Source organism: Heyndrickxia shackletonii (assembly GCF_001420715.1).
Classification (GTDB): domain Bacteria; phylum Bacillota; class Bacilli; order Bacillales; family Bacillaceae_C; genus Margalitia; species Margalitia shackletonii.
The window spans coordinates 1,518,655-1,530,971 of sequence record NZ_LJJC01000004.1 but is presented as its reverse complement, the minus strand read 5'-3'; the positions used below and the strand labels follow the sequence as shown (position 1 = coordinate 1,530,971).

Genomic DNA, 12,317 nt, shown 5'->3' with positions numbered 1-12,317 from the left:
TTCTAAGTAGCAATGAAAGAGTTTTTTAATGTGATCTAATTCGTTTCCTCGCCTGAATTTCTCTCTTATTGTAGGATTTTTTCTTTGGTGAATAAAGAAGTGCTGAAAGGTTCCCTGCAATCACCAATAGAGCAAATCCAAGCCAAACAGATGCAAATAATCCGCCTGACCCAGATGCTGTAAATGGCAGCTGTGGAATGGCATAATAAATCAGGGCTGCTGCGAGCAGAAAACAAAGTAAATATCTATTTCTTTTCATCACAATACCTCCATTTTTTAAGGCTTGTATTATTTTATGCGTTTATTCATTAAAAGTGCACAAAAAAAACGACCTAAAATTAGGCCGTTATCATAGTTCAATCGTATCTCCAGCATGCATGATTTTCCCATGCTGCCCTTCTAATAGTTCAATAAATTTAGCAGGATCTTGTTTAATAGGAGGAAATGTATTGTAGTGAATAGGCACTACTGTTTTTGCTTTCAAAAGGCTTGCAGCATAAGCCGCATCATCCGGCCCCATCGTAAAATTATCTCCAATTGGCAGGAACGCTAAATCAATAGGATGTCTTTCCCCGATAAGCTTCATATCTGAAAATAGCGCAGTATCACCAGCATGATAGATTGTTTTTCCCTCTGCCATTAACAGAACACCAGCAGGTTCTCCTAAATAAATGATTTGTTTATCTTCTGTATAATAGGATGAGCCATGAAATGCCTGTGTTAATTTAACCTTTCCAAAGTCAAATTCACAAGAACCGCCAATATGGAGAGGATGTGTTTTTAATCCTTGCCATTCCATATAAGTGGCAATTTCATCATTTCCAATGATTAGAGCACCGCTTCTTTTAGCAATTTCAACGGTATCTCCAACATGGTCATTATGACCGTGCGTTAAAATAATGACATCCGGGTTTTCATTTTCTGCTTTTAAATCTGTTTGTGAGTTTCCATTAATAAAAGGATCAAATAAAATCGTTTTCCCATTTGTTTCAACTTTCACAACTGAATGTCCATGATAAGATACTTTCAATTTCTTCACTCCTCTTATTTTTATTCTTTATGTACTTCGGGAAAAATAGCTTTATTTCCTTCCGCCACTCTACCTTAAATAATAGAATAACTTCTGAAATTTTGCTATTCTTAAGAGGAACCTATTTAAGGAGATGACGGTAGTGAACCAACGATTACAAAGTTTAACGGAATGGTTAAAAACGGAAAACATTGATGCAGCATTCATCACTTCTTCCGAAAATGTATTTTACTTAAGCGGTTTTTATAGCGATCCCCATGAGCGATTACTTGGTATTGCTGTATTTCAAGATAAAGAGCCTTTTTTAATTTGTCCCGCTTTAGATGCCCATGATGCAAAGCAATCAGGTTGGGAATATGAGATTATCGGCTGTTCCGATACAGATAATGCTTGGGATATTGTTGCCCAAAATATGAAATCCCGAGTGGAGAAAGTTGCAAAAATGGCTCTAGAAAAAGAGCATATCAATCTTGAACGCTATGAAGAAATACTGAAGAGATTTGCAGGCGCTTCCTTTGTTGCTGCAGAAGAAAAGCTGCGTGAACTTCGCCTTGTGAAAGATGAAAACGAAAAACAAATCTTAAAAAAAGCAGCTGAATATGCTGATTTTGCCGTGCAAGTTGGTATTAACGAAATCGCTGAGGGAAAGACAGAACTTGATATCATTGCAGCGATTGAATACGAACTAAAGAAAAAAGGAATCTCCCAAATGTCATTTGAAACGATGGTGTTGACAGGTAATAATGCCGCTTCACCACATGGAAATCCTGGATTAACAAAAATTAAAAAAGGCGATCTTGTGTTGTTTGATTTGGGCGTCATTTATGAAGGCTACTGCTCTGATATTACTAGAACGGTTGCTTATGACCATATCAATGATGAACAGCATAAAATCTATCATACAGTACTTAAAGCTGAGGAAGAAGCTGTTAAGGCAGTAAAACCAGGGATCAAAGCAAAAGAACTAGATCAACTTGCAAGAGATATTATTACAGACGCAGGTTATGGTGAATATTTCACCCATCGATTAGGCCATGGTTTGGGAATTGGTGTCCACGAGTTTCCTTCCGTTACCAATACGAATGAACTTGTTTTAAAGGAAGGTATGGTATTTACGATTGAACCTGGAATTTACGTACCAGGTATTGCCGGGGTTCGTATTGAGGATGATGTTTTTGTTACGAAAAATGGAGTAGATGTTTTAACATCGTTTGATAAAACTTTACAAATAATAAAGTAAGCTAAAAATCCACCCATTTTGGGTGGATTTTTTTCACCATTATTGAAGCAGTGTCTTCGCATCAACATATTCAAGTTGAAGAGAGTCTGCAACCGCTTGATACGTACAACGACCATTTAGTGTATTAATACCTTTAAATAATGGTTCATTATCAAGACACGCTTGTTTGTATCCTTTGTTCGCGATTTGCAATGCGTATGGAACCGTTACATTTGTTAACGCAATCGTTGATGTACGTGGAACAGCTCCAGGCATGTTAGCAACGGCATAGTGAACAACACCATGTTTTTCATAAGTTGGGTTATCATGAGTTGTAATGCGATCGCTTGTTTCGAAAATTCCACCTTGGTCAATAGCAATATCCACTACAACAGAACCTGGCTTCATAGACGAAATCATTTCCTCTGTCACTAATTTCGGTGCTTTTGCACCAGGGATAAGAACAGCTCCGATTACTAAATCAGCATCTTTCACAGATTCAGCAATATTATATGGATTTGACATTAGAGTGGAAATATCGCTTCCGAAAATATCGTCAAGCTGACGTAAACGATCAGGGTTTAAGTCAATCACAGTTACTTCAGCACCTAGACCAACTGCCATTTTCGCAGCGTGCGTTCCAGCCATACCACCGCCAATGATGGTAACTTTTCCTCTTTGTACACCAGGAACACCTGATAACAGAATTCCTTTACCTCCATGATTTTTCTCAAGGAATTGAGCACCAATTTGCGGAGCCATTCTTCCTGCCACTTCACTCATTGGAGTTAATAGTGGTAAAGAACGATTTGGAAGCTGTACTGTTTCGTATGCAATACCGATTACTTTGCTTTCTAATAATGCTTTTGTTAATTCTGGTTCAGCTGCAAGATGTAAATATGTAAATAGAATTAAACCTTCTCTGAAATACTTATATTCACTTTGTAAAGGTTCTTTAACCTTCATGACCATTTCCATGGACCATGCTTCTTCAGCTGTTTGGACAATCTTTGCTCCAGCTTGAGCATAATCTCCATCGATGAATCCGGAACCTAATCCCGCTCCAGTTTCAATAAAAACCTCATGTCCAGCTTTTGTTAACGTTACAACACCTGCTGGAGTCATAGCTACACGATTTTCGTTATTTTTAATTTCCTTTGGTACCCCAATACGCATAAGATAAACCTCCTTTATATCATCCATGAACAAAATATATTAAAAAAGTAATTTTAGAAAGCACTTTCATTTTATCAAATATAATCGTATATTCCTATTAATTTTTCTCTTACTTATAAAAAATAATAGAATAGCCACCCTAAAGGTGGCTAGATAATAACCTATTGTTCATCATTTTGATCATAGATATGAAATTGTCCATCTGGCTGATCGACAACTCCGCTGGCATAGGCATCCATAATTTGATTTGTCGTTTCTTCAATTGCCTGTTCATCATAAGTAAGGTCTTTGCTAGGTTCCTGCTTTTTCATACATACACCCCTTCAAGTTTTAAATACTCTATTATTTTTCGGTTACGAGGAATAAATTATCCGAAAAATATGGAGGAAATAAATTGAAGAGTTAATCAGTAAAAGTCATATTAAAGCCTTATAGATCCTTTTCTATTTCATGAACGACATGATTAAGCTCAGGTACGATAAGCTTCTCCATCGCTAATCGTACTGCACCTGTAGAGCCGGGAGTTGAAAAAATAACACGGTTTCGGTAAATTCCAGCTGTCGCCCTGGACAGCATAGCAGCAGGACCGATATCTACCGTATAACTTAGCATTCGAAATAGCTCACCAAATCCAATTATTTCCTTTTCGAAAAGATTGGTAACTGTTTCTATGGTAACATCCCGCTTTGCAATACCAGTTCCTCCATTTAGAAGAATTGCTTTGATATTGCTATTTTCCAGAACTTCATGAATAGAATTTATTATTTCATCCCTGTCATCCTTAATAATTTTGTAATATTCCACTTGATGTCCGTTTCCAATTAAAAGATCTTTCATTAACTTTCCGCTCTTATCATTTTCAACATTTCTTGTATCACTAATGGTAATGACGGCACAAGTCACATAGCCCTCAGCGTTTCGTTTATGTTCTTCCACACTCATCAATATTCTTCCCTTTGTTTATCAAGTAAAAATCGATATTGATAATACTTTTCTGCAAATTGATTCACTTTTCGCGAGAATTGATAATTTGCGCCTGCCCCAATAGCCAGTGAAACAAAAGAAGATTTTGAAGAAGAATTTTTATTAAAAAGTGAAATAAAAAATACTTTTAGCAATTGTTTAAACGGCTCCTCCAACCACCTATAATCGATTATTTTTTCCATGCCTTCATAAAAATACAAGGAGTGATGCTCCTCTAATTCATCCGTTAACTCTTTCCACCCCATCCCTTTTAACCGATTTGGAAGAGATGCAGTATGAAAAACTTTCAAAGATGTCATCATTTCAAATGGCTGTCGGACATCATATCCATAGGTGATAGCTGTTAATTGTACGGACCGTAAATTAATCAAGATTAAAGCTAAAAAATCGGAGCTCAAAAAAATAGGCTGTGCTGTTGCTGTCATTCCTCCCTGCAGCAAGGAATATATTTTATGTCGTGAAACATGCTGGTCAGCTATGTATGAAAGCTGATCAATGGATAGCTTTTTCATATCCTCAATTAAAAAAATGGATTCGTCAAAAACTTTTGCTGATTTTAGGATTCTCTCTCTCGCTTCGTCCTGGATATGCAAACCTTGAAGAAGGGAATGAAGATGAAATAACCATGTATCCAGCTTTTCAAAAAACGGTTCAGTCAAACTTTCTGGAATTGATGTAAATGCCTTTTCAACCCATTTTCCATAAAGATTCTGAAAATCATTTCCTTCATATGATTGAAAGGATTGAACATATTCTTCAATATCCTCCCACACCTTTTGTTCGTTTTTCGTCCATGTCATCTTGTAGCCACCTCATTCCAAGGAATATTTTTCTACTATTAGAAGTATATCAAAAAGGAAGGAAAGAGAACAAAAAAAGTACAACCCTCAGGTATTTAGAAGGTTGTACTTATAATTTTATAAGGCTGCAATTCGCAGTACATCTCGTGCAATCATTACCTCTTCATTCGTCGGGATTACCATTACCTTTACAGGCGAATGGGGATAACTGATGAAAGCCTCTTTCCCGCGGATTTTATTTAACTGAGGGTCCCAGTAGACTCCCATAAATTCAAGTCCGCGCAATACCTTCCCTCTAATAATATCACTGTTTTCGCCAATTCCCGCTGTGAAAATAATCGCATCTACCCCAGACATTTTAGCTGCATAAGTTCCAATGTATTTATGAATACGATTTGCAAATATTTCTAAAGCTAAATCAGCACGCTCGTTACCTTCTGATGCCTGTGATTCAATATCACGAAGGTCGCTTGATAAACCAGAGATACCAAGTAATCCTGATTCTTTATTGAGCACTTGTAATACTTCATCAACCGTTTTCCCTGTTTTCTCCATGATAAATGGAATGAGAGCAGGGTCAAGATTTCCTGATCGTGTCCCCATGGCAACACCTGCTAAAGGGGTAAATCCCATCGAAGTATCGATGGATTTTCCACTTTCAATAGCAGCTATACTTGCCCCGTTTCCAAGATGACAGGAGATTAATCTTAGTTGTTCTGATGGGCGTCCTAGCAATTCGGCCGCACGTTCTGACACATATTTATGGGAAGTGCCGTGAAATCCATATTTTCGAATCCCGTACTTTTTATAATATTCATACGGTAAGCTATATAAAAAGGAGCTTTCGGGCATCGTCTGATGAAATGCGGTATCAAATACTGCGACTGCTGGAACATTAGGCAATGCATTTTTAAAAGCTTTTATTCCTGTAATATTCGCAGGATTATGAAGAGGTGCTAATTCTGACAAATCCTCTAGTTGCTGAACCACCTCATCATTTATTAAAACAGAATCATGGAAAACTTCCCCTCCATGGACAACCCTGTGCCCAACACCGTTAATTTCGGATAGAGATTTAATAATTTCTAATGATGTAAGCTTTTCTAACAGTAATTTAACTGCTACTTCATGATTAGGAATATCAAGAATTTCCGTTTGTTTTTCATCGTTTACCGTTATATTAAAAATAGAATCGTTTAAACCGATTCGCTCAATAAGTCCTTTTGTAATTACCTTTTCCTCGGGCATTTCAAATAATTGAAACTTTAAGGAAGAACTTCCGGCATTTATTGCAATTATTTTTGACATTGATACCGTCCCTTCTATTCTTAAGTCAATTTATATCATATGTTTTGTATCCATACGATTCATTTAAACATGTTAAAAAATGTTTATCAAGCTTAAGACCTAATTGCAATCGGTTCCAATTCAAAATAAATATATTCAAATCTTTACAAAAAATTAAGCCGGTGTCATACACCGGCATCAATACTTATTTTCTGCAAACCACTTTTCAATTTTTTGAAGAATACTTCCCATTGCCTGTTGATTAGATAGTGTAGGCAGTGATGCAATAAGCACTTGTTTAGGCGCAGAAATTTCTTCTGATTTTTTTTGTAAAATAAAAATACTTTTTGCTGCACGCGGATTTTTAAACATAGATAACGGAAGCTGCAGCACACCTTGAATATGTGCATGCTCTTGTATATATGTATGGAGTTTAGGAGCCTCCTTCGATTCAAATAAATCATTTGGAATGAGGAAGAATAAGTATCCCCCTGGTTTAATATGATTTAAACTTTGTTCTATAAATAAATGATGAGCATAAGAATGACCTTCTTCTGCTTTTAATTGGTATTTTTGTGCACCTTCATCATTCGGATAATAACCGACAGGAAGATCACAAACAATTGCATCAACCGGATCAACGAATAAGGATTGCAATGCATCCTGATGAAAAAATTGAATAGGATGTCTTTGTAAATTCGCTCCAATATAAGCTAGCTTAAGCAGAAGATCATCCACATCTACGGCAACGGCATTTATTTCTTTTGGTCTTAAATGATTCAAAATTGTCGTTAATAGATTTCCGGATCCTACCGCTGGATCAAGCAATGAAAAGGACTGGGAGTTTTCAAAAAATTTATTGATTAAATAACCCATGAATAGTCCTATGGAATCTGGTGTCATTTGATGGTTAGGTTGAACACTGTCCTTCATCCCTTTTAAAATTGCCAATTGATAGGCTTTACGGATTTGTTCATTTGAAAATTGATTCCAAGATAGTTCACTATATATTTTCTCTAATCTTTTTCTTATTATTTCGCTTAATTCCTCCTGCATAATATCTTCGTGGAAAATATTTTCCCCTGTTTCTGCTAGAGCTTCTAAATAAGTGCACGAAAGTTCCGCTTGCAAAATCTCCGCCGTTTCATTCAATACATTAAAAATCTTTTCGATACTTTCCAACTTCATTAACAAAATTCCTCCTGCAATATCCTATAAGAAATCAGTGACAATAATAGACCCCGATTTAATATCGGGGTTAAATTAGCGTTATTTTGCTTCTTTTGCTGCCGCAATTGCTTTATCGTAATCAGGATGATTAGTACCTTCACTTACGTATTCTACATATGTAACCATATCATTGCTATCAACGACAAAAACAGATCTTGCTAATAATCTTAATTCTTTCATTACAACACCATATGCTTCGCCAAATGATAAATCACGATGGTCAGATAATGTTACCACATTGTCAAGACCGCTCGCTGCACACCAGCGTGCTTGCGCAAAAGGTAAATCAACTGAAATTGTAAGGACTTTAACATTATCAAGTTTTGATGCTTCTTCATTGAAGCGGCGAGTTTGTGCATCGCAAACACCAGTATCAATGGAAGGAACAACACTAATGATACGCACAGAACCTTTTGTATCGTCAAGTGTTACTTCTGATAAATCATTTGCTAATACCGTGAAATTAGGAGCTTTATCGCCAACCTTTACTTCATTGCCGACTAAAGTCATATTTGTGCCTTTAAATGTTACGGATGCCATTTATTCATTTCCTCCTTAGGTAATTTATTTCTATATCTATTCCTATCATACTGAAGAATTCGCTATTTTTCCAATTAAAAACCTCGCCGAAAACGGCGAGAGTTGTTAATTGCTGGTTTCGTATAGATTGTTAAAATCAAAGGTCCATTTAAACTTGTTGCTTCCCGTATTTTTTTTACAATTTCAAATACAGATTTCATTTCAGGTTATCTTTTCTAAATAAGTTCCTGCTTAACTTAGCTTTTCATCTACTTAGGCAACATAGTCTAAGAATAAAACTGTATTAAAAATCAAAATCTTGTTTTTGCTGCGTAGGCTGGTGTGTCTTCCATCCATTTGAATTTTGATTATTTTGGTTATTTTGGCTATTCTTCTTTATCATTGACTGAATTTTATCTACGACACTAGGTGCAACATCTAAGATTTTTTCAAGAAGATGGGTACTCTCATCGAGGTGCAGCATTTTAACTCCGGACGAATTAACGATTAAGAAAGCAATTGGTGTAATCGAAACCCCGCCACCGCTTCCTCCGCCAAATGGAAGCCCGGACCCGCCACCTTGCTGTCCTTGACTTTGCTCTGATGCATGCGATTTTCCATTAGCATTAAATTGGCTACCACCGGCAGCAAATCCAAATCCAACCTTGGAAACAGTTAAGATCACACTTCCATCCGGTGTTTCCACAGGATCACCAATAATGGTATTTACATCTATCATTTCCTTTAAATTTTCCATGGCAGCTGTCATTAAGCCCTCAATTGGATGGTCACTCATTTCGACTCCTCCTCATTAAATGGAATGATTATTTTCATCTTCTGAGACCGTAGATAAAGGCTTTGTTTTAAATGAGCCTTTACCACCTCTCCAAAACTTCAATATTTTTATTCCTGCTAAAATAGCATTCCCGATTCGAATTTTAAACATACATTTTATCTTTGTTTGGGATAAGGGAATTTGGAAGGAAGGATGAATAGAGATTTCGGGATACACCATAAGTTTCATATATTTACTCAGCAGCCCCACTATGCCTCCCTTAAACGCCCAAGCGGTCCCTGTTAAAACCCCGGTTAAAGCAGCATCCTTTACTCCGATGACAGAGTGCCATTCCAACTGTTTAACCTTTATCGTTTTAAAAAATTTCCGAAATACCATATTTAAGCCAAAAACATGTTGTAATAGTTCCTTATAATCGGAAAGGCGGTCACTAATTTCATGAGGAGTTATTTTGTTCGTATCATGATCCCCATCCGTATTTTTCGTTTTATAAATAAGATGTGGTTCATCCTTATCAATTTTTACAACGGGCACCTCTATGGTATAACGAATAATTTTCCAAACCTGAAGTTTAATTTTAAAATGATCATCATCTTGTTGATGAGAATAATCCAGTATGATGGTGACAGTCGTAAACCAAATAATGAAAAAAATTAGTATAAGAATTCCAATTATAATAGAGGCTACGATCATCAGGACACACAACCTTTCAGCCTACCATTTTCTCCAGTTCATAAAAAAATAAACCTGCTCTTAAAGAGCAGGCTGTAATAATTGTTTTTTATTTTCTTCCCGTACGACAGTTGTATCAGCAAACAAATCATGTAATCCTTGTTTTTTTGAAGTAAATGCAATGATTACATACAATATCGAGATAGTTGTAGATATATAACGTCCAATTAATTCCCGAATCAATATCATTCCCCAGGTTCGTTTAGCTTCTTTCAACGAAATCACTTTCAATCCGAATACCATCTTCCCAATCGTCTGCCCTGTGAATTTCGTCATTAACACAAAATATCCATAAAAGACAAGAGCTGTGGTAATGGCAATAGGCGAGAACATTCCTGTGTTTTCCAAAGAAATACCAAGCAGGCGGAAAATTGATTTAACAAGCAAACGATCAATGCTTCCGATCACAATTAAATCTACTAAGTATGCCCAAAACCTCATCCAAAAGCCGGCAAGATAATAATTATTTTCCTTTGATTCGCGATTATTAGTAAGCAATTTATCTGCTTCAGCCGGATCTAGAAGATATTGATCATCGTTATTTATTCCACTCATTTTCTGCCCACCTCCTTATTTCGAATAAAGATACATTAATCTTGGCGCATTTGGTTGGGCTAGTAAATGCATCAATCCCGACAATTCTGCATCTTTGCCAGCCATTTTTTGTGCTGTCATGGATAACAAGGAGCTTAATCCAAAATTTGAACTATATTGAACTACTTGTGCTCCTTGTATATGATAATCCTTTTCCATATTATTGATAACATCATCCAAATAACCAAAGTCATCTATTAAATTTAGTTTTTTCGCTTGTCTTCCATCATAAACTCGCCCATCTGCTAATTCACGTACTCGTTTTTCCGGAATATTTCGCCCTTCTGATATAACCTTTACAAACCCGGCATAAGAATCATTGACCATATTTTGGAGGATTTTTTTCTCGCTATCTGTCATAGGACGTGATGGACTCATGATATCCTTATATGGTCCGCTTTTTATGGTCATAAAGTTAATTCCGTATTTTTTTGCAAGCTCTCCATAGTTTACCCCTTCCATAATAACACCAAGTGAACCTGTAAGTGTCTCAGGGCTTGCAAATATTTTTTTCGCTGGGGTAGATATGTAATAACCGCCAGATGCTGCTGTAGCACCCATTGAAACATAAACGGGTTTTTTCGTTGTTTTTTGGATTTGAACAATTTTGTCGTGAATTTCCGCCGACTCTACTACCCCTCCGCCAGGTGAGTTCACACGAATGATAATGCCTTTTACATTATTATCATCTTTTGCATAGTTTAATTGATCCATAAAATCTTGAAAATTAAAGCTTCCGTTATTTAATAAGGAACTTGCACCTCCGGAATCTTGAATCACACCATTGACATTTAAAACAGCGATTTTTTTAGTGCTTTTTCCATCCTTCATAACATCCTCCGTGAAATTTTGTTCCGGGGTTGTAAAAGCCTTATCAAAAAGGCTGGAAAAATCAGTTGTAAAGGCAGTAATAGCAAAATTAACAATAATTGATACTACAAATAAAGCAGCAGCAATTCCTAGTGCCGCCCATCTTTTTTTATTCATTCTTCATCCTCCTTCTAGCTTTATACCATATGTATGATGAAATGATTTTTTAAATATAATTTGTTACACTAATATTACTATTAATTTAGACTTGTGAAATGAGGTAAAATTATGACGGAACGTAATCACATTTATTTTTTTCATAAAGAACGATCTGATGCAAAAATATTTGCTTTATTTGAACTAGCCGAAAGGTATGGCTTTCAAATTGTTCAAAATCCAAACGATGCAAACATCATAATAAGCATCGGAGGAGATGGAACCTTTCTTCAAGCAGTAAGAAAAACGAATTTCCGTCAGGATTGTCTTTATGCGGGAATAACTACAAAAAATGAGCTTGGATTATATTGTGATTTTCAGCTTGAACATGTTTCCGACATGATTGACGCCATTACCCAAGAAAAAATCGAAGTTCGAAGGTATCCCGTTCTCATCGCTAATATTGATGATCAAGGATCCTTTTATTGTTTAAACGAATTCAGCATCCGTTCCGGGATTATCAAAACATTTGTAATGGATGTATTCATTGATGATCTTCATTTTGAAACGTTCCGCGGCGATGGGATGCTAATTGCGACTCCTACTGGAAGCACTGCTTATAATAAGTCTGTGAATGGAGCTGTTGTTGACCCAATGCTACCGTGTCTTCAAGTAAGTGAAATAGCATCGTTAAATAATAACAGATATAGAACTTTAGGCTCCTCCTTCATTCTCGATGGCAGTCGCAAACTTACCTTAAAGATTACCGGAGACGGAAACGAATATCCCTTAATGGGAATGGACAATGAAGCTCTAAGTATTCGCCATGTCGATAAAGTAGAAATCAAGCTAAGTGACAAAAAAATAAAAACAGTAAAACTAAAAGACAATTCCTTTTGGGAGAAAGTCAGGAGAACTTTCTTGTAATTATGTATAAAAAGCAATCGGGTATATTTCCGATTGCTTTTTATACGGAATAACCGG

General features: G+C 36.2%; 15 protein-coding genes. 2 read left to right on the top strand and 13 right to left on the bottom strand.

The window, feature by feature from the left end:
• Positions 1-25: 25 nt before the first annotated feature.
• Positions 26-259 (bottom strand): hypothetical protein, encoded by a 234-nt coding sequence (locus AN964_RS07240; RefSeq protein ID WP_055739033.1) that lies wholly within the window; start codon positions 257-259, stop codon positions 26-28.
• Between the two features lie 90 nt (positions 260-349).
• Positions 350-1,030, bottom strand: a complete 681-nt coding sequence (locus AN964_RS07235; RefSeq protein WP_055739032.1) for a metal-dependent hydrolase — start codon at positions 1,028-1,030, stop codon at positions 350-352.
• Positions 1,031-1,172: 142 nt separating this feature from the next.
• On the opposite strand from AN964_RS07235, the gene AN964_RS07230 reads away from it, so the two are divergent.
• The gene (locus AN964_RS07230; protein WP_055739031.1) at positions 1,173-2,270 is read left to right on the top strand and encodes a M24 family metallopeptidase; all 1,098 of its coding nucleotides are present in this window, start codon (positions 1,173-1,175) and stop codon (positions 2,268-2,270) included.
• 39 nt (positions 2,271-2,309) lie between these two features.
• Here the strand turns inward: AN964_RS07230 and ald are convergent, their stop codons facing one another.
• From ald to sppA, 11 genes are all read right to left on the bottom strand, one after another.
• On the bottom strand, positions 2,310-3,425 hold the full coding sequence (ald, locus tag AN964_RS07225) for an alanine dehydrogenase (RefSeq protein ID WP_055739030.1): 1,116 nt from the start codon (positions 3,423-3,425) through the stop codon (positions 2,310-2,312).
• Between the two features lie 161 nt (positions 3,426-3,586).
• Positions 3,587-3,736: a hypothetical protein gene (locus AN964_RS26645; protein ID WP_163258608.1), complete on the bottom strand. Its 150-nt coding sequence runs from the start codon at positions 3,734-3,736 to the stop codon at positions 3,587-3,589.
• A 118-nt stretch (positions 3,737-3,854) separates the two neighbouring features.
• Positions 3,855-4,367 (bottom strand): MogA/MoaB family molybdenum cofactor biosynthesis protein, encoded by a 513-nt coding sequence (locus AN964_RS07220; protein WP_055739029.1) that lies wholly within the window; start codon positions 4,365-4,367, stop codon positions 3,855-3,857.
• On the bottom strand, positions 4,367-5,209 hold the full coding sequence (locus AN964_RS07215) for an EcsC family protein (protein ID WP_055739028.1): 843 nt from the start codon (positions 5,207-5,209) through the stop codon (positions 4,367-4,369). Before AN964_RS07215 ends, AN964_RS07220 begins: the two co-directional genes overlap by 1 nt.
• Before the next feature lie 117 nt (positions 5,210-5,326).
• A complete protein-coding gene (locus AN964_RS07210; protein ID WP_055739027.1) occupies positions 5,327-6,517 on the bottom strand; it encodes an acetate kinase in 1,191 nt (396 codons plus the stop codon).
• A 177-nt stretch (positions 6,518-6,694) separates the two neighbouring features.
• Complete coding sequence (locus tag AN964_RS07205; protein ID WP_055739026.1) at positions 6,695-7,684, bottom strand: class I SAM-dependent methyltransferase; 990 nt, start codon at positions 7,682-7,684, stop codon at positions 6,695-6,697.
• 81 nt (positions 7,685-7,765) lie between these two features.
• Positions 7,766-8,266, bottom strand: a complete 501-nt coding sequence (gene tpx, locus AN964_RS07200) for a thiol peroxidase (RefSeq protein WP_055739025.1) — start codon at positions 8,264-8,266, stop codon at positions 7,766-7,768.
• Positions 8,267-8,549: 283 nt separating this feature from the next.
• Positions 8,550-9,041 (bottom strand): GerW family sporulation protein, encoded by a 492-nt coding sequence (ytfJ, locus tag AN964_RS07195; protein ID WP_055739024.1) that lies wholly within the window; start codon positions 9,039-9,041, stop codon positions 8,550-8,552.
• A 15-nt stretch (positions 9,042-9,056) separates the two neighbouring features.
• A complete protein-coding gene (locus AN964_RS07190) occupies positions 9,057-9,734 on the bottom strand; it encodes a DUF2953 domain-containing protein (RefSeq protein ID WP_055739023.1) in 678 nt (225 codons plus the stop codon).
• Between the two features lie 60 nt (positions 9,735-9,794).
• The gene (locus tag AN964_RS07185; protein WP_055739022.1) at positions 9,795-10,328 is read right to left on the bottom strand and encodes an RDD family protein; all 534 of its coding nucleotides are present in this window, start codon (positions 10,326-10,328) and stop codon (positions 9,795-9,797) included.
• A gap of 15 nt (positions 10,329-10,343) precedes the next feature.
• Entirely contained in the window at positions 10,344-11,354 is a 1,011-nt protein-coding gene (gene sppA, locus AN964_RS07180; RefSeq protein WP_055739021.1) for a signal peptide peptidase SppA, read from the bottom strand.
• 111 nt (positions 11,355-11,465) lie between these two features.
• On the opposite strand from sppA, the gene AN964_RS07175 reads away from it, so the two are divergent.
• Positions 11,466-12,260, top strand: coding sequence for an NAD kinase (locus AN964_RS07175; protein WP_055739020.1), 795 nt, complete (start codon positions 11,466-11,468; stop codon positions 12,258-12,260).
• Positions 12,261-12,317: the final 57 nt, after the last annotated feature.